Origin of the sequence: Shewanella sp. ENK2 (assembly GCF_043568515.1) — a bacterium.
In the GTDB taxonomy this organism is placed as follows: Bacteria; Pseudomonadota; Gammaproteobacteria; order Enterobacterales; family Shewanellaceae; genus Shewanella; species Shewanella japonica.
This window is the reverse complement of the sequence record NZ_CP171406.1, coordinates 2,835,271-2,857,347: the sequence shown is the minus strand read 5'-3', so window position 1 is coordinate 2,857,347 and position 22,077 is coordinate 2,835,271. Positions and strand designations below refer to the sequence as shown.

Here is a 22,077-nt window from a genome sequence, read left to right as displayed (position 1 = left end):
AGCCCAGCATCAGCAGAACCATCAGCATCTGCCGAGGTCATTTATCCGCATTCTTTTAATAGCCCAAGGGATGCTGAACCGTTATTCGACAGTCGAAATATGAGCCGAGATAGTATTCGTCGCCATATTCGTCAAGAACGAAATAGCATGGACCAAGCAGAGCAAAATCAGTTAGCGTTAATTGCCAGTCGCCATTTATTGTCGGAAATACAGCAAATTTCAGCCAAAAGAGTGGCCATTTATTTGGGGTTTGATGGCGAGCTTGCCACCAACAAATTAATTGAAGCATTGTGGAAACTAGATGTAGAAGTGTATTTACCTCGTATACATCCTTTTGCTAAAGGGCATTTATTATTTGTCCGCTACACCCCTGATACCGTAATGGTGAATAACCGCTTTGATATTGCCGAACCTAAACTGGATATTCGCCATATTATTACGGTAGATAAACTAGATATGATCGTCACGCCATTAGTCGCGTTTGATGATAATGGCAATCGAATGGGAATGGGCGGCGGCTTTTACGATCGCACATTAGCTCAGGTAAAAGACAATAAACCATTAGCAGTGGGCTATGCCCATGATTGCCAACAGGTGAGTTATTTACCCGTGGAGTATTGGGATATTCCATTACCAATCATCATTACCCCAACCAAACGTATCGCCAACGACTGACCAATGGCAGCAGTTCACATAAAAAAACCGTTATTTTCATAACGGTTTTTTATTTCAGCTAATCGCCAACTCAGCGAATATTGATGGTTAACGGCCTATTGCGTTGCTGCCGCTAATGCTTGAGATACGTCAGCAATAATATCGTCAATGTGCTCAATACCGACAGAGATACGAACTAAGTCTTCAGATACTCCAGCTTTAGCCAGCTCGTCTGAGTCTAACTGTCGATGTGTCGTCGTAGCAGGATGGCATGCCAATGACTTAGCATCACCAATATTGACCAAACGCAAAATCATTTGCAGTGCATCAATGAATTTTCCACCAGCAATTTTACCGGCTTGTGCATCACTGGCCTTAATACCAAAACTAATGATACCCGAGGCTTTACCTTGGGTAATCTTTTGACAGCGCTCGTGTTGGGGACTATCGGTTAAGGCGGCGTAATTCACCCAACTAACCGATGGATGATCCGCTAGATACTCAGCAAGTGCCAATGCATTTTCACAATGGCGCTCCATTCGTAAGCTGAGTGTTTCAAGCCCTTGAAGTAATAAAAATGCACTTTGCGGTGATAAGGCTGCGCCAGTATTGCGTAAGGGAACTACACGGCTTCGACCGATAAAGGCTGCAGGCCCAAAAGCTTCGGTATATACCACACCATGATAGGAAGGATCTGGCTCATTCAGTAAAGTAAACCGTGCTTTATTCGCTACCCGAATCAATAATCACGCCACCAATGGTGGTGCCATGACCGCCAATGTATTTGGCTAATGAGTGAATAACGATATCAGCGCCGTGATCAATAGCACGACACAGTACTGGTGTCGCAACGGTATTATCAACGACTAATGGTACACCGTGCTTATGCGCAATTTCAGCTAACCGCTGCAGGTCAACAACGTTACCAGCAGGATTACCAATAGATTCACAAAAAAGTGCTTTGGTATTGTCATCAATTAATGCTTCAAGCCCTGCATAATCATCGTAAGCAGCCATCCGCACGTCAATGCCTTGGCGAGGTAACGTATGGGCAAATAAATTATAGGTGCCGCCATAAAGCTGGCTTGTACTAACGATGTTATCACCCACTTGTGTCAGCGCCTGAATCGCATAGGTAATGGCTGCCATACCTGATGCTTCAGCTAGAGCTGCTATGCCACCTTCGATTGCTGCAAGTCGCTATTCTAGCACATCTGTAGTGGGGTTCATAATACGAGTATAAATGTTACCAGGCACTTTTAAATCAAATAAATCAGCACCATGCTGGGTATCATCAAAGGTATAAGAAGTGGTTTGGTAAATGGGCACTGCGGCGGCTTTGGTGGTGGCTTCTGATTGATAGCCGTGGTGTAAAGCCAGCGACTCCAGTTTCATACCTTGAGCATTATTGTCTGCTGCCATGATAGACCCCTTCTAATCGTTCATCGTTGATAACGGAAAATTGATTGAACATTGCTGATTGTTTATCGCAGTGCTCAATCAAACCTGTATCCACATTAGCAATTAGCCATCTAGAAGTCTAAAACTTTTTTAATTAATGCTATCAGTACCGCAATCCATTATTTTAATTGTCTGCCACCATCAACCGCATAGCTTCGGCCTGTCACATAATGACTGGAAGTTAAATAATCAACCAGCGATATCATTTCATTATTGCCGGCCTCGACTGGCAAAATCGCTTTTGCTAAGGCTTTCACTTTATAGTCGTTATCATCACCTTCGTTAAATAAAATCATCGCAGGGGCAATAGAGTTCACTTTAACTTCAGGCGCAAGTTTTGCCGCAAAAGATAGCGTCAAATTATGCAATCCCGCCTTACTGGCCGCATAAGCAATATGCTTTTTACTGCCCTTTTCGGCGACATAATCGGTGATATGAATAATATTACTAGCACCAACTTGTTGCTTAGCACTGGCAGTTAATAATGGCGCTAAAGCAAGGTTGATTTGATAAGGTGCGCTCACATGAATATTCATCATTCTTGTCATAATATCCGCAGAGCTCACCTCATTTGAGGTTTTATCATTATGCCAATCAGATGCATTATGGATGATGCAATTTAGCTCGCTATATTGCGCAACAATGCGCTGTAACATATCGTTAATTTCTTCTGGGAGAGTTAAGTCACACTGGTATAAATCGGCCCCAAGTTCAGCCAACTCATCAATACTTGGGTAATGTGTTCTAAAGGTGCCAATCACTTGATGGCCTTGGGCAATAAAATGCTTTGCTAACGCATAGCCGATACGTTTACCAACCCCTGTAATCAATATGGTGTGTTTCATTTGAGTTCTCTTATTCTTGTATTGAGCCAGTAGTTAAACTCACATAATAAAGGTCATTAGCAGCGACTAATGACCTCGTGTCTGTTATCCATCATTCATGAGTTAGCTGAGTGAATCAAGCCTTTGAGTAAAACTCTGCTCGGGTCGCAGGGTTGCTTTTGAAGCAGCCACCTAATGCTGATGTGGTGGTGTGCGACTGGGTGTCCATTATGCCACGAGATTTCACACAATAATGAGTGGCATTCATACTGACTGCGACATCTTCAGTTTCTAAAAGCGTTTGCAGTGCGACTAAAATTTGTTGCGTTAAACGCTCTTGCACCTGTGGACGCTGGGCAAAGAAGCGCACAATCCGATTGATTTTAGACAGGCCAATAATCTTTGATTTAGGCATATAAGCCACATTGGCAACGCCATCTATGGTGATAAAGTGATGCTCGCAGGTACTCACAACACTGACATCGCTGACTTTAACCATTTCTTCAACGCCCATTTTATTATCGATTTGGGTCACTTTAGGGAAATGCTGATAGTCGAGCCCCGAAAAAATTTCATTCACGTACATTTTGGCAATTCGATGTGGTGTTTCACACAAACTGTCATCGGTTAAATCCAGACCTAATGTTGAGACAACTTCAGTCATCAATCCTTGAATGCGTTCTATTTTTTGGTCACTGGTCATCTGATTTTCGACCAATGGCGTTTCAAGACCTCGCTCAATAAGAACTTGCTGCACCTTGCGTGCTTCATCTGAAATCATGTGTTTTCCTTATGGCAACCCGTGCCAAATAAAACCACACTATTACGTGATAGCCAGCGGCTACCGATTATTTGCGTTGCTCTAAAGACAGCGAAACAGAGTCGGCAAAACGTAAAGCATGAGGTTTATCAATTGTCACCCGTGACATCGTGATTGATGGGTGCTCACTACAAATAGCCAACACATCTGCCACCAACTTTTCGAGCAGTAAAAAGCGCCCTTCTTCAACATGTTGGATAACTTTTTTAGTAATGACTTTATAGTTAAGTGCATCTGCAACATCGTCAGTTTCAAATGACTTGTCGGCGGGATATTGGATTTCGATATTAATCACAACATCTTGCTGCTTTTCACGTTCGTCAGGATTAAAACCAATAAACGTTCGTAAACGAAGATTGGTCACTTTAATGATTGCTTGGCTAATGGACATAGTGAGCCTCTTATAAATTCACTGGGTAGTACGTGACAATGAGCAAGTTAGATCACATAAAAAAGAGTCAACCGTTAATGGCTGACTCTTATAGTTATAGCGATAAAACGCCAATTTTGCTAACTAAAACTCTTTATAGTTTCGGTACTTAACTTTGAAGAAAATGATATAAAACACTGGAACAATGATCAGAGTCAGCATGGTTGCTACCCCTAAACCGAACATGACTACTGCTGCAAGCGACTCAAAGAAAGCGTCGGTTAACAGCGGCAACACACCTAAAATCGTGGTTATGGCGGCCATACAAACAGGTCGCACACGACTCACCGTTGAGTTAAACACGGCTTCAAAGGTTTCTATTCCTTCGTTGATGTCAGTGTTAATTTGATCCAATAAAACAATCCCGTTTTTCAGTAGCATGCCCGATAAGCTGAGCATGCCTAACAACGCCATAAAGCTAAATGGTTTATCAAGGATTAACAATCCAGATGTAATACCGATAATAGCTAATGGTACACAAGCCCAGATAACCAGGGGTTTTCTTACCGAATTAAACAAGAACACGGTAATCAAAAACATGAATAAAAAGCCTAATGGCAAGGTCGCAAATAATGACTCTTGCGCATCTGTCGATGATTCATATTCCCCTCCCCATTGCAGCTCATACCCTACTGGTAACTCGAGTGCCTCTACTTTAGGTTTGATTTTGGCAAACAGTTCAGCAGGAAGAATGCCGTACTCAAAATCGGTATCGGCAAATACAGTTAAGGTACGTTTACGATCCCGACGTTGAATAATAGGATCTTCAAACTTCACCTCAAAACCATCAACCACTTGTTGCAGAGGTACGAAGGCACTTAGCGCTGGGCTCCAAATGCGAATACTCTCTAAGGATTCGATATCAATGCGCTCATCTTCAGGCAAGCGACCGATAATCGGCAGCAAGGTGGTGCCTTCACGGTAAACCCCGATTTGTAAGCCTGTGAACGAAAATTTTAATGCCTCATCGACTTCACTTTTTACAATACCTAGACGGCGAGCTTGGGTTTCATTAAACCGAGGGGCAATATATTTCACCCGTTCACGCCAGTCGTGACGTACATTGACTGTGGCTGGCGTAGCATTAAATATCTCCATCACTTGCGCTGCAATACTACGCAATACATCAGGATCGGCGCCGCTGATCCTCGCTTCGATTTTGGCATCCGTTGATGGACCAATTTCTAAGCGCTTAAATTTAAGCTGCGCTTGCGGATAACTGCGCTCTACGTCCCTGCGAAAGGTCACCATCACATCAGATAAGGTTTCAAAATCTGATGTTCTTAACGCAATTTGCGCATAGGATGCGTAATTTTTCTCAGGCGAATAAGTCAATAAGAAACGAGGAAAACCTTTACCTATGGTAGATGCCACATACTCGACATTATCAAGGTTAAACGCGATGGCCTCCATCCCTTCAACGACGGTTTGAGTTTCACGAATATCGGTCCCTTCTGGCATCCACACATCGACTAAAAATATAGGTGTGGTAGAAGGCGGGAAAAAGGATTGCTTAACGTAAGCAAAGCCATAAATAGAGGCGCAAAACGCAATAACAACGGCAATCACACTGACCCAACGAAAGCGCATACACACGTCAAGTAGTGCCTTGTAATACATGAAGAAGGCACCGCCATACGGATCTTTTGGTTCACCTTCCACTTTTTCAGCTTCCGAGCCAAAAAATAATTGCGCGAAAAATGGCGTAATCGTGATCGCAGTAATCCAAGATAAAAACAGCGAAAACAGTAATACCCAGAATAACGACCCTGCAAATTCACCCGTCGAATCTGGAGAGAGCCCAATGGGTGCAAAAGCTGTAATCGCAATGACAGTTGCGCCAAGTAATGGCCACATTGTTTGTTTAACGATGCCTTGAGCTGCCTCTAGGGTTGTTTGTCCACGTTGCCGACCGATGAGTATGCCTTCAACAATCACAATGGCATTATCCACCAGCATCCCTAAGGCAATAATTAATGCCCCGAGGGAGATACGTTGCAGTTCAATCTCAGCCTGCAACATCAGCATAAAAGTGCCCAAACAGGTTAAAAATAGGATTAATCCAATTAATATCCCTGATTTAAAGCCCATAAATACCAGCAATACCCCTACAACAATCACCACTGCTGCAATGAGGTTCCACACAAAGCTGCCGACTGAGGCATCAACTTCATTAGGCTGGTTGTACATGGTTTCAATCACCATACCTGCAGGGCGCACGCTTTCAATGCTGGCAAGTTTTGCGTCAATGGCTTTACCCACCTCAACAACATTGACCCCAGTCGAAAACGATATACCTATGTTGATGGCGTCATGCTGATTAAACTTGAGTAAATTGGTCGGGATATTTTGAAAACCACGAGAAACAGTAGCGACATCTTTTAAATAAATTAGCTTGTCACCTTGGGTACCGGGAATGATTAACTCTTCAAGCTCACTGACAGACTTAAAGCCGCCACTGGTACGAATTTTTAAGTTATCGGCAGATACCCGAATATTACCCGCATCTGACACCATGTTTTGCGAGTTAAGTAGATTTTGAATCAATGAGGGATCGATGTTAGAACTCGCCGCTTTGTTCAACGACATTTCAACAAACACCTGCTCTTGCTGGTTCCCTGCCAATGACACTTTACCGACACCTGGTACCAATTCGAGCTCACGTTTTACATAATCGACGTAATCGAGAATATCTCGATAGCTGTAGTCCGTGCCGCTCACCATCAACATGATGCCGTACACATCGCCAAAATCATCATTGACGATAGGCGCTTGTACTCCTGGCGGTAAACTTGATGACATGTCGTTGACTTTACGGCGCAGTTCATCCCATATCTGTGGCAATTCTTCAGGGCCATAGATGTTCTTCATGGTTACCGTAATTTGCGACATACCCGAGGTACTGAGTGAGCGAATATAGTCGACATAGGGCAATGCTTGAATTGCCTTTTCAATTGGGTAGGTGACTTCTTCTTCCACCTCTGTGGACGTTGCACCAGGATATAAGGTGACAACCACAGCATCTTTAATGGTAAAAGGCGGATCTTCCAATTGGCCTAGTCCAGTAAATGCCATCAAACCGCCAATAAGCAGTATTAGGGTAAACATCCAACTGATCACAGTATTTTTAACAAAGTAGCCTGCTATATTCATTACACACTTTCCCTTGAATCAGTTGAGTGATTGGCGTTATTAAGGAGTACTTTTGGATACCGAGTCATCATGCTCCCTCCTCTAGTAACTGTACTTGCTGGCCTTTAACTAAACGGGCTGCGCCTGTTGTGATAATGGTTTGGCCATCATCAAGGCCACTGATCACTTCAATTTCATCACCGACAATAACCCCCAGTGTTACTGGTTGATACTGAATCGAATTATCGGCAGCGTTGTAAAGCCAAACACCACTATTTTGTGTATCAATATCACTACCATCTTGCATAACAACCGCTTCGATTGGCACTAAATATTCTCGATGATAGGTGTAAGTCATGTCGCTCAAGTTAACTTGTACTTTTGCTGGCATGCCTTCTAACACTTTATATTTGGGGTCTAAGTCCACTGCAATGGTGGCAATATAAGTTGATGTCGTGGGATCTTTTTCGGTGTTGACCTCTAATAAACGGCCGCTAAATTGAGTATTAGGAAAAGCCTCAAAGCTGACATTCAACTTGGCTTGACTCTCTCTGTCTTCTTGCTTTTTTGAAACAGCAATCAGCATATCTGGAATTTGCACATCCACTTCAATACGCTCAACTTTTTGAATACTGAGTACAGATACACCCGGCTGCACATTTTCAAAAGACTCTAAAAATACATCACTGACAATCCCTGAAAATGGCGCGCGCAATTCTGTGTATTGCAAGTTTAACTCAGCTTGGCGCTCTTCTGCTTTTGCCACTAAATATTGGGCATTCATTTCATCATAGTCAGATTGTGCCATTAGCTTGCTTTCAACTAACTGCTTGCCTCGTTGGGCCTGTTTATAACTGACTTCTAAACGTGCTTGACGATCGCTTAGGGCAATGGTGTAGTCACGTTTTTCAAGTACGGCGAGTAACTCACCTTTTTCAACCGACTTGCCTTTGGTTGCAGGTATACGCTCTATTCGCCCCTCAACTCTAAAAGACAGATTCGTTAAATCTTGCGCTCTAGCCACACCATTAAATTCACGCATCACTTCATTATTAGCATGAGGCAAGGTATAAGTTTTCACTAAGGTTTTTGTTGGCTCAATGTCTACAGTGCGCTCACAGGCAGATAAGCTCAATAGGCCTAAGGCAACAACCCCTAGACGATTAATGATAGAACTCATTCTAGAATGTTGAATCCGTTGCATATTATAAGCCTCGCTCTTTAATCCACTTCACCGCTGCTTGGCCATCTTTAAGCTCAGCGGCTCCTGCGACGACGAGCCAATCACCATCATTTAGCCCTGACATCATTCGAGTTCCCTGTAGGGTAACAGGTACCTTTTTGACTCGTTGCTGAGTCGGTGACCAAGTAAATACATAGGCTTGTTGGTTTTCTTTGACCACTGCGCCTTTAGGGATTTTCGGATGGGCATCGGCCGTTCTTGCGGGCAACTTTACTTTTACTCGTGCTGACATGCCAGGTAGAACATTCAGTTCATCTGGCATTGGTAAAGTTAATATAATGGTGTAACTACTGGTTGTAGGGTCGGCAACGGTATTAAGCTCTTTTAAGCGAGCGACATACCATTGATCGCGGCTATCAAACTTAACTTCTATGTTGTCTATATCTTCTAAGCCTTTATCAGATTTTTGTAAAAAACCTATAAATTGCTCTGGCAATTGGAAACTAATATCTGCAGATGCATCAGTTCGAATCCCCATGACTTCTTCTTGTGCTTGGACAAACTCAAACTCACGCTTACTGCGTTTAGAAATCACCCCTTGATAGGGGGCACGCAACTTAGTGTAGGTCACATCGGTTTTGGCTTTATCCAGTGCAGCTTGAGCTACGGTAAAATCACTTTTAGCTTGGTCATAATCGTTACGCGATACCACCCCTTGCTCAACCAAAGACTCATTGCGCTCAAACAACACTTTAGCTAACTCGAATTGTGCTTGCGCCATGGCTAAGTGTTGCTGATAAATATCGCTATCGAGTGTGGCTAATATGTCTCCTGGTTCAACGGCATCTCCAGGTCTAACAAAGATTTCAGCAATTTCACCTGAGACTCGAAATGACAATGCCGCTTTTTCTGAGGCTTTAACTTCGCCAGGTAAAAAGCGCTCACGGTATTCAGAGCCCACATCAACTTGCAGCACTTTGACTGGACGAGGGATATCACGACTGGTGGCTTCACTGCCTTCTTCTGCGTTGGCAACACTAAGTAAAACACTGGAAATTATCGAGGGGAGTATAACTAAAAAAGAACTAAACTGGCTGAGTTTCTTCATGTTTTGTTCCGTCAAAAGTGAGCAATTAGTACGATACTAACATTCAATGACACCCCATAATAGGTGCACTAGAGCACAAAAAAGATCTAACTTGTGACAATCGACGTATTGATTTTTAACCCAAACAGGCTGAGGTGCACTATGGAGTTACGAATTTTTTATGATAGCGCTTGTCCATTATGTTCTAACGAAATGGCGCAACTAAAGAAGCACGATCGATTACACAAAATTGAATTGGCTGATTTAAACCAAGACAATTTCGAAGAAAAATACCCCCATATTGATTTATCTGTGGCCAATAACATCCTGCATGCAGAAACAAATGACGGCACAATTCTAACGGGGTTAGATGTGACGGCTAAAGCTTGGGCATTAACAGGTAAGCATAAGTGGATTCAATTATTACGCTTACCTTGTGTTAAACCTTTTGCTGATATCGCTTATCGTGGATTTGCGAAAAATCGCTACCAAATTTCTTATCTACTCACAGGACAGCAACGTTGTGAAGACGGTAGCTGTAAGTTGAAGTAGCCTATGGATATTTGTCGTGTTCAAGCCGTTAACACTGCCATTGTTATTGGCGCATCTTCAGGTATTGCAAAAGCGATTGTCACCGAGATCGCTGATAATACTGAGATTGAGCAAATCATTACTATCAGTCAAAAGGAATTGGTTTTTAATGTTAGCAATAACATTCATCACCACATCCCCTGCGATTACACCATGAATGGCTTTGGTAATAACGCCAGTAATGACGCTAACGAAAACATAGCAAGAGTGTGCCTTGCTCTATCATCAATTAAAGGTCATATCACCAAGGTGTTTATTTGTAATGGCAGATTGCATTCATTAAACAATCAAATGTCAGTCCATACACATAATCCACAGGCCTCAAAGAGTCCAGAAAATCAACAAATTGAGCCATCAACTGTTTTATCGCCAGAAAAGCGCCTTGAAGATATTACCCCAGCTTCTATGCTGTCAGTCTTTCAATCCAACACGTTAGTGCCAATGATGTGGCTTCAACATCTCGTTAAACTCGTAAACGGCAAGCAGGCATGCATCATCAGTGTGTTAAGTGCCAGAGTTGGCAGTATCAGTGAAAATCAGTTAGGAGGCTGGTATAGCTACAGAGCATCAAAAGCGGCATTGAATATGTTAATAAAAACCAGTGCGATTGAATATGCACGCCGAGCTAAAAATACAAAATTGATTGCGTTTCACCCCGGTACAACCGATACCGAGTTATCTAAACCTTTTCAGGCCAACGTTCCCGAAGGGAAATTGTTCACCGCAGACTTCGTCGCCCAGCAATTACTCACGATTCACCAAGGTATTGAATTTAACAACCAAGCAGAGTTTCTTGATTGGCAAGGTCAAACAGTGCAGTGGTAACTGCAGATTACAGACACAAAAAAGCGAAGCCTAAGCTTCGCTTTTTGTCGTAAACAATGAGCTTACTTAACGAATTCAACACCTAGGTCGATATCGCCTTTTAACGTATCAAGCATTGCATCACGTGCGTTTGCTTCAAATGCGCTTACTTCACCGTATGGAAGTACTTTTTCTACGCCGTTTTTACCTAATACAACAGGTTGTGCGAAGAATTCAGCGTGCTCGCTGCCGCCATCTACGTATGCACATTCAACAACGTTTGCTTCACCTTGTAGGCCGCGAACTAAAGATAGACCGAAACGACATGCCGCTTGACCCATTGAAAGTGTCGCACTACCGCCACCGGCTTTAGCTTCAACAACTTCTGTACCAGCATTTTGGATGCGAGTTGTTAGTGAAGCAACTTCTTCATCAGTAAAGCTTACGCCTTCAACTTGTGAAAGAAGTGGAAGAATAGTCACACCACTGTGGCCGCCGATAACGTTAATGTTAACATCAGCAACGTTTAGGCCTTTAAGCTCAGCGATGAAAGTTTCAGAACGAATAACATCAAGTGTCGTCACACCGAATAAACGATTCTTATCGTAAACACCCGCTTTTTTAAGTACTTCAGCAGCAATAGCAACTGTTGTATTTACTGGGTTAGTGATCACACCAATTAATGCTTTAGGGCAAGTCGCAGCGACTTTTTCAATAAGGTTACGTACGATACCCGCATTGATGTTAAATAGATCTGAACGATCCATTCCAGGCTTACGTGCAACACCAGCAGAAATAAGAACAACATCAGCGTCAACTAGCGCAGGCGTTGGATCTTCACCAGCAAAACCAGCCACTTCAACATCTGTTGGGATGTGGCTTAAATCGACAGCAACACCTGGTGTTACAGGAGCAATGTCATACAGAGACAACTTTGAGCCTGCAGGAAGTTGAGTTTTTAATAGTAAAGCTAGGGCCTGGCCGATACCGCCAGCAGCACCAAGTACAGCTACTTTCATAATTATCTCCAATAACGTTCTTATGTTTGACTTCTAAGTTTATGATTCTCAGTCTGTGACATAGATCATATTTCTTGTGGCGTCACATTACTGCATCAGCGAGACAATTTCAATTATCCCTTAGTGGAGTAAAGCAATTAACTTATTCTATGATATATATATCAATAATCCCTGATTTAGCACTTACACTGTAAAGTGAATTTTTATTCACCAATTTAGCTTATTTCTTGACTTGTGACGTTTATATATTCAAAATGAACCCGTTTTGTGAATATATTGTATTCAATTTAAAAATTACTATAAGACGAAAAAAATATGCCAGCGACCAAGAATCAGGATGAACTCGTTAAAACGTTTAAGTCGATATTAAAGGAAGAGCGCTTTGGTAGCCAAAGTGAGATCGTCAACGCACTACAAGCAGAAGGTTTTGGCAACATAAACCAATCTAAAGTATCGCGCATGCTCAGTAAGTTTGGCGCGGTGCGGACTCGAAATGCTAAGCAAGAAATGGTGTACTGTTTGCCCGCTGAATTAGGTGTACCGACAGCAGGTAGCCCAGTTAAAAACTTAGTATTAGATGTTGATCATAACCAAGCTATGATTGTAGTGCGTACCAGTCCAGGTGCAGCACAACTCATCGCACGATTACTTGATTCAATAGGTAAGCCTGAAGGCATTTTAGGTACCATTGCTGGTGACGACACGATCTTCATTTGTCCATCCAGCATTAAAACCATCGATGATACGTTAGAAACAGTTAAATCACTGTTTAACTACAGCGAGTAAAACAAGCGTTATGTTGAGTCTGTAGTACGGACGAAAACGCAATAAAAAAGCAATGCCTTGGCATTGCTTTTTTTGGTTTTAATCTACCCAAGCTTACAAGAACGCGTATCTTGCAAAATTAGTCGTTAGCAAACTGCGCTAAAAAATCTAATGATGGCGCAAAGAATGATGACCCTGTCAGCGCTTTAGTAAACTGCATGAGGTGGTCGTGATTACCATGACCGTCACCATAAATCATGCTGCGTAGCATTTCTTCAAAATGAGTTGGATTATGGCAGGTCGAGATAAACATCAACCCTTGCTCTCTTAACGAGCCAAAAGGCATGCTCTGACGTAAAATCTCCATCGACTTGCCATCTGCATCTTTTAAATTAACTCGCTTGATATGGCTGGTTAATGGCTTATCTTCAGAAGCGTACTCAATATCATCTTGCTTAGTACGGCCAATGATATCTTCTTGTTTCTTCAGCGGTAGGCGATTCCATTTACTCAAGTTATGGGCATATTTTTGCACATGAACATAACTACCGCCTTTAAATGAGATATCCTCATCAGCCACTAAAGCAACTTCTTGACGGCTGCGCCCTTTCGGGTTTTCTGTACCATCGACAAAGCCAGTTAAGTCACGGCTGTCCATAAATCTAAAGCCACGTTCTTCTTCAATTAACTCAACCAAACCTTCAAACATTTGGCTAATTTCATTGGCAACTAAATGCAAAATGTCATAACGATCGCAGCGGATATGCATGAATAAGTCGTATTCGATTGCTGGTGCATCTCGATTACCTTCATTCATCGCAGGAAAAGGGCGCAATTGAGCAGGTCTTTGTCCGTCAAAAATGGTATCCCAATAATTCGCACCAATAGCAACAAAGCCATTAAATGCACTATCTGCATATTGGTCAGATAATTCATAAATATATTGGGCTACATTGGCTAAACATGGGCGAAGCTGATCTTCGACACCATCATTTGCATTAAACATCAAATAGACGCTATGCAGATTTCCTTCAGCACAAATCCCTAACTGTTCGCGAGGCATATTCTGTGTTTCCATGTTGGAATCAATCACCTTTAACAATAATAAGATATAAAGAGTTTAAGGCAATTGAGCAATTTATTCCTTACTGCTCTATGCAATATTTAATCAATTTAGACTTAGGTCACTAAAAAATCACTAGCGGATGCGCTGATATGGACAAATTAACTTTCTGGCCTAATGTCAGTTCGGTTAACTGACTTCTCACTTCGAGCGTCTGTTGACCTACTTTAACCCAATAATGACAAATTGTACCCAGAAAACGTCGCTCGAGAATTTCACCTTGCCCCTGTGCAGCAGGTTGAATCTCGATTTGCTGCGGCCTGAGAAGTAATTGTCCCTGAGTATTAACCACGTTTTTTATCAGGCTAGTGCTTTCTATTAAGCCTAATATGGAGGCGACTTGCGTGGCGCTTTTAATGGTGACAGTAATGTAGTTACCTTCACCAAGAAACTCTGCAACGTAACGATCGTTTGGCGCACCGTACAAGTCTTCTGCAATACCATGCTGAACAATTCCGCCTTCTTTAAATAAAGCCAGTTTATCTGCAAATACAAATGCTTCATCTTTACTGTGAGTGACAAAAACTGCACTGACATTACGCTGCTTTAAGATCTGTCTGATTTCCAGCATCATCTCACTACGCACTTGAGAATCGATATTAGAAAAAGGCTCATCGAGAAGTAAAATCTCGGGTTGATACGCTAAGGCTCTGGCAATCGAAACACGTTGTTGCTGGCCACCTGATAACTCATGAGGGTAACGCTTTCCTAAGCCTTCAAGCTTAACTAAAGCGAGCATATCCTCAAGGCGGTCTTGGCGATCTTTTTCAGATAACCCCTTAACACCAAACAAAATATTATCACTGACGGTTAAATGGGGAAACAATGCATAATCTTGAAAAATCATCCCAATGCCACGCTTTTCGCTGGGAACAAATACGCCATCAGCACTCAGCGATTGACCATTTATGATAATTTCACCTTCACTGATCGCTTGAAGACCAGCAATAGCACGTAATAACGTGGTTTTACCGCAGCCACTAGGCCCTAACAGCGCAACGATTTCTCCCTGCTCTAACGTTAGGTTGAGTCCATTAAGTATGACCTGCCCTTGGTAGTCACTTTTAACATTTTTAATGGTCAGTGTGGACATATTAGCTCTCTTGCTCCAGCGAACGATTAAGGTAAATCAATGGGATAAGTCCAACGATTACGATGACAATTGCAGCCAAAGCACCATGCTCTAGTTGCTCATCAGAAACAAACTGAAAAACATGAGTCGCAAGGTTTTCAAAACCGATAGGACGCAATAGTAAAGCTGCTGGCAGCTCTTTCATGCTTTCAATAAATACTAACAGTGCTCCTGCAAATATGCCTTTACGTAACAAAGGTAAATGCACACGCCATAGCAGCTGTCTTGGGGTTTGCCCCATAGTAATACTTGCCATATCTAACGAAGGAGACATTCGCTTATAGCTATTTTCGATACTGCCAATTGAAATCGCCACAAAGCGAACGCAAAAAGCAAAAATAAGCGCAATGACACTGCCCGTAAATAATAAGCCAGGTCCTCTGCTATCAAAGTAGGCATAAACATCATTAATGGCAAAATCGAGATAAGTCAGTGGAACCAAAACGCCAATTGCCAGTACCGTGCCAGGTATTGCATAACCCGTGCTGCTTAATCGTGAGGGTAGCAAATCACTTTTACGTGGGCTAACACGGCGAACAAACATCATAATTAATGCCAGTACAACACAGATAAAACTCACTACGGCTGCGATATATAAACTATTAAAACTGTATTGCCAAAAGCGGCTATTCCAGCTTTCGTCAAAGTAGTCAATTGCATAGCCTGCAAGCACCATAAAAGGTAATAAAAATGCCAATACAATCAATAAAGCGCAGTAAGAAAATGAGCTCCAAGCTTTAAAGCCTGTTAAATAATAACGGTCTGACTCTGTCAGTTTTGATTGCTTTTGAAATAACTCTTGTTTACGGCGAGCAAAGCGCTCTACCCCTACCATGGCAAAAATCACCAACAACATGATTGCCGAGAGTTTTGCAGCGGCAGATAAGCTGCCATAGCCAAGCCAAGTATCATAAACCGCAGTCGTTAACGTCGGCACAGCAAAGTAACTTACCGTGGCAAAATCAACAGCGGTTTCCATTGCCACTAGCGCCATTCCCACCGCTAAGGCTGGCCTTGCCATGGGTAAACCTAAGCGCCAAAAGCTTTGCCATGGATTACAACCCATAATGCGAGAGGCATGTAATAAGCTAGACGATTGCTCCATAAAGGCTGTGCGGGCTAACAGGTAAATATACGGAAATAACACTAAAGACAACATGATAGCTGCGCCTGTTAGCGTACGAATATCGGGGAAGTAATAATCTTGTGGGGATGACCAACCAAAGACTTGCCTTAGCATACGTTGCACAGGCCCAGCATAATCAAGCATGTCGGTATAAACATACGCGACGATATAGGCAGGCATTGCTAAAGGTAGCAGTAGCGCCCATTGGAAATAGCGCCGTCCAGGAAAGTCACAACGTGCTACGAGCCAAGCCGCAGGCACAGCAATGACCAAAGAGCCGATGCAAACCTGTAGCATGAGTAACAAGCTATTGCTGATATAGGTTGGTAAAACAGTATCAAATAAATGACTAAATACTGCTTCGTCAGGAATTGTTGCTTGTACTATAAGTGCAAAAAGCGGCAATATTAATATTGCCGCAATCGCATAACCAGTGAGCGACCAGCTTCTGGTTAAGCCTAAAATCATAAATACATTCCAGTTAGCACCGCATAATGACTATGCGGTGAAATGCTGCATTCTTATAGGTCAAATTTAACTTCATCAAGTAGTTTAACTGCTGCTTGATGATTTTCTGCTAGCTTGTAAATCGGAAGGTCATCAGCTTTAAAACTTCCCCAAGATGCAACCATTTCAGAAGGTGCAACATCCGCTTTTACTGGATATTCCATGTTCACTTCTGCATAAGATTTTTGCGCAACATCAGATGATAAAAATTCCATTAATTTTATAGCATTATCTTTGTTCGGTGCAAACTTAGCGAGAGCCATACCTGAAACATTGATGTGTGAACCGCGATTCTTTTGATTCGGGAAGTTGATGTAAACCGCATCAGCCCAGCTCTTTTGCTTAGGATCTGTCAACATTTTACCAAAGTAATAACTGTTACCAATGGCCACATCACATAAGCCTTCTTTAACCGCTTTCACTTGTGCGCGGTCATTTCCTTGAGGTTTACGTGCTAGATTAGCTTTTACGCCTTCAAGCCAAGTCTTAGTTTCAGCTTCACCATGGTGAGCAATCATTGAAGCAACTAGTGCAATATTATAAGGATGCTTGAAACTACGAGTACAAATCTTACCTTTGTACTGTGCTGATGCTAAATCTTCATAATTTAGATCCAGCTTACCCACACGCTCTTTTGAAGAGTAAACATTACGAACACGCATGGTTAACGCATACCAGTCATTGTCTGGAGAACGATATTGCTCAGGGATATTGCTGCTCAACGTATCGCTTTTAACGTCTACAACCAAATCTTTTTCAACCAATTCCATTAAACGTGAAAAATCTGATGTAAGCACAACATCAGCAGGAGAAAGACGACCTTCACGGGCAATACGCTCAGCAATGCCATCTTTAGCAAATACGACGTTAACCTTAATGCCAGTTTCTTTAGTAAATTGTTCTAAAATCGGCTCAACAAGAAACGCTTGTCGATAAGAATATACAGTAAGATCATCTGCTGCTTGTGCTGCGATAGAACCCATTGAAGATACAGCTGCAAGACCTAACAGCGCAAAACTCTTTAACGATTTCATTCCAATTTCTCCTTGCCCTTACGGCGCTTTTTATTATTGCAAAAACCTGATTTAAGCACTTTTCTTAACCAATAATTAAGATGTTACTTATATTGCATTAGGTTATCACCCATGGAAATGATAATAATTATCAATTGCGGAAAGGATAATAGATCGGCGCTTTTTGAGCAAGTATTCTTTAAAGATTACTGACTGTATTATTTGGAATAAGTAAGTTAATTAGTGAGTAAAACAAGGGGTTTTGAAGGCTATATTAAGGATAAATACAGCCTTTAATAGTGAGCGGAAAATAACCGTTATCAACGCAGGCTACCACTGCGTCTTACCAGTATTTCTCTACCGTAATTTGCCCAGGAGCTCGGCGTAAGTTCTTAACTAATCCTTTTTCAGTTAACGTTGATTGCGCATCCACAATCATTTCAGGATTACCACAAATTAACACTTGAGAGTTATCGGCACTAAGCGCGATGCCTGCTGTTTGTTCAATTAACCCACTTTGTAGGCCATCGGGAATTCGACACGACAACCCCTCGGAATAATGCTCTCGTGTCACTGACGGTATAAAAATAAATTGTTGCGGGTACTTTTGTTGTAACGCCTTAATTTGCGGTAAATAAGCTAAATCTTCGATTAACCGGACGCCATAAACCAGAACCACTTTTTCAAATCGTTGCCATGGCTCATCAGTTTCCATCATTGAAATGAAAGGCCCTACTGCAGTACCTGTTGCCAAAAACCAAAGATGCGGTCCTTGTATTGCCCCTGTGGGAATTTCTTCAAGCGTCATAAAGCCTGCCGCTTTGGTGCTGACTTCGATTTGCTCTCCTACTTTTAATGCTTGTAAATCTGGCGATAACTGACCATCTTCAACTGCGACGGCAAGCACTTCGATGTAAGGTTTTCCTGGCGGATTGACCAGTGAATAAGCTCTTGCGATACGTTTTTCATCCCGAATTTGGCTGAGCTTGATAAATTGCCCAGCTATAAATGGCTCAACATCGGCTTCGATGCGTAACGAAAACAATTTATCGTTCCATTCAATACGTTCAATAACAGTACCTGTTGTCCACATAAGCTGTTCCTTAGAAAATCAGTTCTCTATGTCAATTCGCTAACTTTATGCGCTAATTCTATGTTAGTTGCTCGCTTTCTACGTCCGCTTGTTTTGCCGTATCTTGCTTGAAGGTTTCAAGCCCAGCTTGTATCAAGCTATAGGTTTTATCCACGCCAGCTTCAATGTCACCTTCAAATACATTCAGACCGGTTAAAATCTCAGTGGCCTCACTAAAACCTTGATCAATTGCACCAGAAATAATGTCCATAAAGCTATCTAATTGCTCATTAAACTCCATGCCACTGTTTTGCTGCTGGTGCACCGAAAAAAGTTAGTCGCAAAACTGACTATACGCTCTGCAGTGGCTTCTGGCGAATAATCCACTTCATTTTCAGCATTTTTTTGAATGACATTTTCGCCTAAGGTTGGAGCCAATTCACTGTTAATTGAATCAATAGCTGCTCGATAAAGAAGTGCCATGGATTTATCGCCAGATTGAATACTCACTTGTTCTTGCGCAGCCAAAATACTGCTATTTTTTAAATCCCTACTTATCTCGCTGATTGATGCTTTACTCCCAGAGACATCGTTGTTGCTGGGAATATCTTTAGCACCATCACTAGGCTGTTGATTTTTAGCAGCCTGAGCATTTAGCTGCGTTGGGTTATAAATTTCCATCAGTGTATCCTCATAATCACTTTTACAATGGGTATCAACCTTTGGTATACCGATGTCAAAAATGATGTGATAAAACCAAAAACGCTTGCGAGTTTATCGACCAAAAAACCTGCAGCTTTATGGTGGCGAGTTATTATTTCCATTTGTCGCTATCGGTACCTTTAAATTACCTAGAACAAAAACCGACCTTCATTCATAATGATGATAGCCAAAAAATAAACAATTTAGCGAATATCAATCACTAATAACTGTTATCTACTCAATATCAATCGATCATTTTTAAGGAACAAAAATGCAGCCACATTGGTTTATCGTCGGATTAGAGATATTTACAGGGTTATTTCTCGCCTGTATTGCCATTTTATTTATCTCAGTGATTTATATGTATATCGCAGATAAATTACAGACTAAACAAGCTATTCGTCACAATTACCCCGTAATAGGTCGATTTAGATATTTGTTTGAGAAACAAGGTGAGTTTTTTAGGCAATACTTTTTTGCTCAAGATAGAGAAGAGTTGCCCTTCAATCGTGCTGAGCGTAGCTGGGTATATCGCGCTGCAAAAGATGTCGATCGCACCATCTCATTCGGCTCAACCCAAGTGCACGACAAAACTGGCACGATAATGTTTCTTAATGCCGCATTTCCTAAATATGATTCAGATGAACATCAAGACAGCATTATTACTGTAGGTGAGCACTGTAAAACCCCGTATAGGACAGCAACAGTTTGCCACATTTCAGCGATGAGCTTTGGTGCATTATCCCGCCCTGCCGTGACAGCATTATCCCATGGTGCAGCACAAGCTGGTTGCTGGCTTAATACTGGTGAAGGAGGCTTAAGCGAGCATCACCTTAAAGGCAACTGTGATTTAGTGTTTCAAATCGGTACTGCTAAATATGGCGTACGTGATGAGCAAGGAAAACTTGATGACGACAAGCTCCGTAACATTGCAGCCCATGACAATGTCAAAATGTTTGAGATTAAACTAAGCCAAGGTGCCAAACCTGGTAAAGGCGGCATTTTACCTGGCGTTAAAGTCACTGAAGAAATTGCAGCTATCAGAGGGATCCCGGTAGGGCAAGATTCCATTAGTCCTAATGGCCATGCTGAGTTTAATAGCGTCGTGGATATTATTGACATGATTTGCCATGTTCGTGACATCACAGGAAAGCCCACAGGCATAAAAGCTGTGCTTGGTGATGAACAGTGGTTAATCGACTTATGTGAAGAAATAAAACACCGAGGCATTGAGAGTGCACCAGACTTTTTTACCCTTGATAGCGCTGAAGGCGGAACAGGCGCCGCGCCTCAAGCATTAATGGATCATGTCGGCTTACCGATTAAAGAAAGCTTACCTATAGTCATCAATCTGTTTAAACAAAAAGGACTGAAACAACGAATCAAAGTGATTGCTAGCGGCAAAATGATATTGCCCTCTCAGGTTGCTTGGGCCTTGGCGACAGGTGCCGATTTTATTGCCTCTGCACGGGGAAATATGTTCGCACTAGGCTGCATACAAGCTTTACAGTGTAATAAAGATACTTGTCCAACCGGCATCACTACCCATAATAAGCATCTTCAACAAGGGTTAGATCCCCATAACAAATCTGCAAGGGTGGCGAATTATAATCGCTCTTTGCATCATGACTTGAAAATTATCGCCCATTCATGTGGAGTAAGTGAAGCAAGACAGTTAACACGGCACCACGCCAGAATTGTCACAGAGAGCGGTATATCGGTGTCATTGGACAAATTTTATCAACAGTATTGAGTACATTGATCGCAAACTAAGTCGTAACCTAATAGATAATCACTGTAGAATGATAAACTTAAGCAGCATTGCCGCTTATTAGAAAAAACTATTAGACCAATTGCTAATATATTGACAAGGTTATACTTTGAACTATCTTTAGATTAAGTATAAAATTGTGACTTAAACCACACTTTTAATCACGTTAAGCATATTGGCGAAGGGATATAGATTTGAAAGAGACAAATTCAATCATGGCACATAATGATACCCATAAAGCAATGTCATTAACTTGTACCAATTGTGAGCGCCTTTCAGAAATCGAAGGTGAAAAAGTCTGCTTCGATCATGGCAAGATTACTCGTCTAACGGAATTAAATACTAGCGATGCAATAATAAAAATGGTGTGTAACAGTTGGTCTAAAAACAGCTAACCGACTCAGTTTATCCAATAAAAAAGCAATCATTATGATTGCTTTTTTATTGGATAAATACCATTCACTTTGCCTTTCATTAAGACACAAAGTGCCATTACACTAAGATGTCGGCTGCGCTATCATCCGCTTTTAATAAACTGTCTTCGCTTTCATTGTCATTAATTTTAGCTAATGTCAGTCCACGGGTTGTCACAATTAATCCTGCACATAGTTCATCATAAACAGCCTGCAGTTCATCTTGGTTCATTTCTCGCTTTTCAAGCGTAGCCATAATCGCAAACCAATCGGTGGTCACTTTATGTTGTGTCCCCTCTAGGGCTGCTATTAAAGAAATGTTTTGCACTAACGACCTCCATACTTAGGCTTAATTACCCGATAATTCCCTATTTACCTAAACGATCTCAATCCTTTCCAGGCAATTAAAGTTAATTATACACAAAAACTGCACTTTCAAAGAGAGAAA

Annotated in this window: 19 protein-coding genes and 2 pseudogenes; 6 read left to right on the top strand and 15 right to left on the bottom strand. The window is 41.8% G+C overall.

Annotated features, from left to right (window positions below; all coding sequences use genetic code 11):
* Positions 1–99 precede the first annotated feature (99 nt).
* Positions 100–675 carry a 5-formyltetrahydrofolate cyclo-ligase gene (locus ACGEDC_RS12455; protein WP_394498335.1) on the top strand — a complete coding sequence of 192 codons (576 nt, stop codon included), beginning with the start codon at positions 100–102 and terminating at the stop codon, positions 673–675.
* Positions 676–770: 95 nt separating this feature from the next.
* Here the strand turns inward: ACGEDC_RS12455 and ACGEDC_RS12450 are convergent.
* The 7 genes and pseudogenes from ACGEDC_RS12450 to ACGEDC_RS12420 form a co-directional block, all read right to left on the bottom strand.
* Positions 771–2,049, bottom strand: a pseudogene (locus ACGEDC_RS12450) (O-acetylhomoserine aminocarboxypropyltransferase/cysteine synthase family protein).
* A 185-nt stretch (positions 2,050–2,234) separates the two neighbouring features.
* On the bottom strand, positions 2,235–2,960 hold the full coding sequence (gene folM, locus ACGEDC_RS12445) for a dihydromonapterin reductase (RefSeq protein WP_394493536.1): 726 nt from the start codon (positions 2,958–2,960) through the stop codon (positions 2,235–2,237).
* A 115-nt stretch (positions 2,961–3,075) separates the two neighbouring features.
* Complete coding sequence (gene folE / locus ACGEDC_RS12440; protein WP_055022597.1) at positions 3,076–3,720, bottom strand: GTP cyclohydrolase I FolE; 645 nt, start codon at positions 3,718–3,720, stop codon at positions 3,076–3,078.
* A 67-nt stretch (positions 3,721–3,787) separates the two neighbouring features.
* The gene (gene folX, locus ACGEDC_RS12435) at positions 3,788–4,144 is read right to left on the bottom strand and encodes a dihydroneopterin triphosphate 2'-epimerase (RefSeq protein ID WP_055022743.1); all 357 of its coding nucleotides are present in this window, start codon (positions 4,142–4,144) and stop codon (positions 3,788–3,790) included.
* 129 nt (positions 4,145–4,273) lie between these two features.
* Positions 4,274–7,342: an efflux RND transporter permease subunit gene (locus ACGEDC_RS12430; protein WP_065109845.1), complete on the bottom strand. Its 3,069-nt coding sequence runs from the start codon at positions 7,340–7,342 to the stop codon at positions 4,274–4,276.
* Positions 7,343–7,409: 67 nt separating this feature from the next.
* Positions 7,410–8,525, bottom strand: coding sequence for an efflux RND transporter periplasmic adaptor subunit (locus ACGEDC_RS12425; protein WP_394493533.1), 1,116 nt, complete (start codon positions 8,523–8,525; stop codon positions 7,410–7,412).
* Position 8,526: 1 nt separating this feature from the next.
* Entirely contained in the window at positions 8,527–9,612 is a 1,086-nt protein-coding gene (locus ACGEDC_RS12420) for an efflux RND transporter periplasmic adaptor subunit (protein WP_394493531.1), read from the bottom strand.
* Between the two features lie 141 nt (positions 9,613–9,753).
* On the opposite strand from ACGEDC_RS12420, the gene ACGEDC_RS12415 reads away from it, so the two are divergent.
* On the top strand, positions 9,754–10,143 hold the full coding sequence (locus ACGEDC_RS12415; RefSeq protein WP_065109844.1) for a thiol-disulfide oxidoreductase DCC family protein: 390 nt from the start codon (positions 9,754–9,756) through the stop codon (positions 10,141–10,143).
* A 3-nt stretch (positions 10,144–10,146) separates the two neighbouring features.
* Positions 10,147–11,007 carry an SDR family NAD(P)-dependent oxidoreductase gene (locus ACGEDC_RS12410; RefSeq protein WP_394493528.1) on the top strand — a complete coding sequence of 287 codons (861 nt, stop codon included), beginning with the start codon at positions 10,147–10,149 and terminating at the stop codon, positions 11,005–11,007.
* A gap of 62 nt (positions 11,008–11,069) precedes the next feature.
* On the opposite strand, the gene mdh is transcribed toward ACGEDC_RS12410, so the two are convergent.
* Positions 11,070–12,005, bottom strand: a complete 936-nt coding sequence (gene mdh / locus ACGEDC_RS12405) for a malate dehydrogenase (RefSeq protein WP_055022602.1) — start codon at positions 12,003–12,005, stop codon at positions 11,070–11,072.
* Between the two features lie 315 nt (positions 12,006–12,320).
* Here mdh and argR point away from each other — a divergent pair, with 315 nt between their 5' ends.
* Positions 12,321–12,791 (top strand): transcriptional regulator ArgR, encoded by a 471-nt coding sequence (gene argR, locus ACGEDC_RS12400; protein WP_055022603.1) that lies wholly within the window; start codon positions 12,321–12,323, stop codon positions 12,789–12,791.
* A 118-nt stretch (positions 12,792–12,909) separates the two neighbouring features.
* On the opposite strand, the gene ACGEDC_RS12395 is transcribed toward argR, so the two are convergent.
* The 6 genes and pseudogenes from ACGEDC_RS12395 to ACGEDC_RS12370 all read right to left on the bottom strand — a co-directional run bounded on the left by ACGEDC_RS12395 (position 12,910) and on the right by ACGEDC_RS12370 (position 19,424).
* The gene (locus tag ACGEDC_RS12395; protein ID WP_394493525.1) at positions 12,910–13,848 is read right to left on the bottom strand and encodes a Dyp-type peroxidase; all 939 of its coding nucleotides are present in this window, start codon (positions 13,846–13,848) and stop codon (positions 12,910–12,912) included.
* A 109-nt stretch (positions 13,849–13,957) separates the two neighbouring features.
* A complete protein-coding gene (locus ACGEDC_RS12390) occupies positions 13,958–14,986 on the bottom strand; it encodes an ABC transporter ATP-binding protein (protein WP_394493523.1) in 1,029 nt (342 codons plus the stop codon).
* 1 nt (position 14,987) lies between these two features.
* Positions 14,988–16,619, bottom strand: a complete 1,632-nt coding sequence (locus ACGEDC_RS12385) for an ABC transporter permease (protein ID WP_394493521.1) — start codon at positions 16,617–16,619, stop codon at positions 14,988–14,990.
* A gap of 53 nt (positions 16,620–16,672) precedes the next feature.
* A complete protein-coding gene (locus tag ACGEDC_RS12380) occupies positions 16,673–17,692 on the bottom strand; it encodes a Fe(3+) ABC transporter substrate-binding protein (RefSeq protein WP_394493519.1) in 1,020 nt (339 codons plus the stop codon).
* A gap of 322 nt (positions 17,693–18,014) precedes the next feature.
* Positions 18,015–18,764 (bottom strand): ferredoxin--NADP reductase, encoded by a 750-nt coding sequence (locus tag ACGEDC_RS12375; protein ID WP_119967649.1) that lies wholly within the window; start codon positions 18,762–18,764, stop codon positions 18,015–18,017.
* Positions 18,765–18,822: 58 nt separating this feature from the next.
* A pseudogene (locus tag ACGEDC_RS12370) lies at positions 18,823–19,424 on the bottom strand (DUF5610 domain-containing protein).
* Positions 19,425–19,716: 292 nt separating this feature from the next.
* Here ACGEDC_RS12370 and ACGEDC_RS12365 point away from each other — a divergent pair.
* Positions 19,717–21,198, top strand: a complete 1,482-nt coding sequence (locus ACGEDC_RS12365; protein ID WP_394493516.1) for an FMN-binding glutamate synthase family protein — start codon at positions 19,717–19,719, stop codon at positions 21,196–21,198.
* A gap of 212 nt (positions 21,199–21,410) precedes the next feature.
* Entirely contained in the window at positions 21,411–21,611 is a 201-nt protein-coding gene (locus ACGEDC_RS12360) for a hypothetical protein (protein WP_231919181.1), read from the top strand.
* 97 nt (positions 21,612–21,708) lie between these two features.
* On the opposite strand, the gene ACGEDC_RS12355 is transcribed toward ACGEDC_RS12360, so the two are convergent.
* Positions 21,709–21,957 carry a hypothetical protein gene (locus ACGEDC_RS12355; protein WP_055022612.1) on the bottom strand — a complete coding sequence of 83 codons (249 nt, stop codon included), beginning with the start codon at positions 21,955–21,957 and terminating at the stop codon, positions 21,709–21,711.
* Positions 21,958–22,077: the final 120 nt, after the last annotated feature.

Excerpts from the sequence above, each read along its gene's own strand:
- folE (WP_055022597.1), bottom strand. The coding sequence starts at position 3,720 with ATGATTTCAGATGAAGCACGCAAGGTGCAGCAAGTTCTTATTGAGCGA.
- ACGEDC_RS12390 (WP_394493523.1), bottom strand. The coding sequence starts at position 14,986 with ATGTCCACACTGACCATTAAAAATGTTAAAAGTGACTACCAAGGGCAG.
- folM (WP_394493536.1), bottom strand. The coding sequence starts at position 2,960 with ATGAAACACACCATATTGATTACAGGGGTTGGTAAACGTATCGGCTAT.
- ACGEDC_RS12430 (WP_065109845.1), bottom strand. The coding sequence starts at position 7,342 with ATGAATATAGCAGGCTACTTTGTTAAAAATACTGTGATCAGTTGGATG.
- ACGEDC_RS12410 (WP_394493528.1), top strand. The coding sequence starts at position 10,147 with ATGGATATTTGTCGTGTTCAAGCCGTTAACACTGCCATTGTTATTGGC.
- ACGEDC_RS12455 (WP_394498335.1), top strand. The coding sequence starts at position 100 with ATGAGCCGAGATAGTATTCGTCGCCATATTCGTCAAGAACGAAATAGC.
- ACGEDC_RS12425 (WP_394493533.1), bottom strand. The coding sequence starts at position 8,525 with ATGCAACGGATTCAACATTCTAGAATGAGTTCTATCATTAATCGTCTA.
- ACGEDC_RS12375 (WP_119967649.1), bottom strand. The coding sequence starts at position 18,764 with ATGTGGACAACAGGTACTGTTATTGAACGTATTGAATGGAACGATAAA.
- ACGEDC_RS12365 (WP_394493516.1), top strand. The coding sequence starts at position 19,717 with ATGCAGCCACATTGGTTTATCGTCGGATTAGAGATATTTACAGGGTTA.
- ACGEDC_RS12415 (WP_065109844.1), top strand. The coding sequence starts at position 9,754 with ATGGAGTTACGAATTTTTTATGATAGCGCTTGTCCATTATGTTCTAAC.
- ACGEDC_RS12385 (WP_394493521.1), bottom strand. The coding sequence starts at position 16,619 with ATGATTTTAGGCTTAACCAGAAGCTGGTCGCTCACTGGTTATGCGATT.
- ACGEDC_RS12380 (WP_394493519.1), bottom strand. The coding sequence starts at position 17,692 with ATGAAATCGTTAAAGAGTTTTGCGCTGTTAGGTCTTGCAGCTGTATCT.
- ACGEDC_RS12420 (WP_394493531.1), bottom strand. The coding sequence starts at position 9,612 with ATGAAGAAACTCAGCCAGTTTAGTTCTTTTTTAGTTATACTCCCCTCG.
- ACGEDC_RS12395 (WP_394493525.1), bottom strand. The coding sequence starts at position 13,848 with ATGGAAACACAGAATATGCCTCGCGAACAGTTAGGGATTTGTGCTGAA.
- mdh (WP_055022602.1), bottom strand. The coding sequence starts at position 12,005 with ATGAAAGTAGCTGTACTTGGTGCTGCTGGCGGTATCGGCCAGGCCCTA.
- argR (WP_055022603.1), top strand. The coding sequence starts at position 12,321 with ATGCCAGCGACCAAGAATCAGGATGAACTCGTTAAAACGTTTAAGTCG.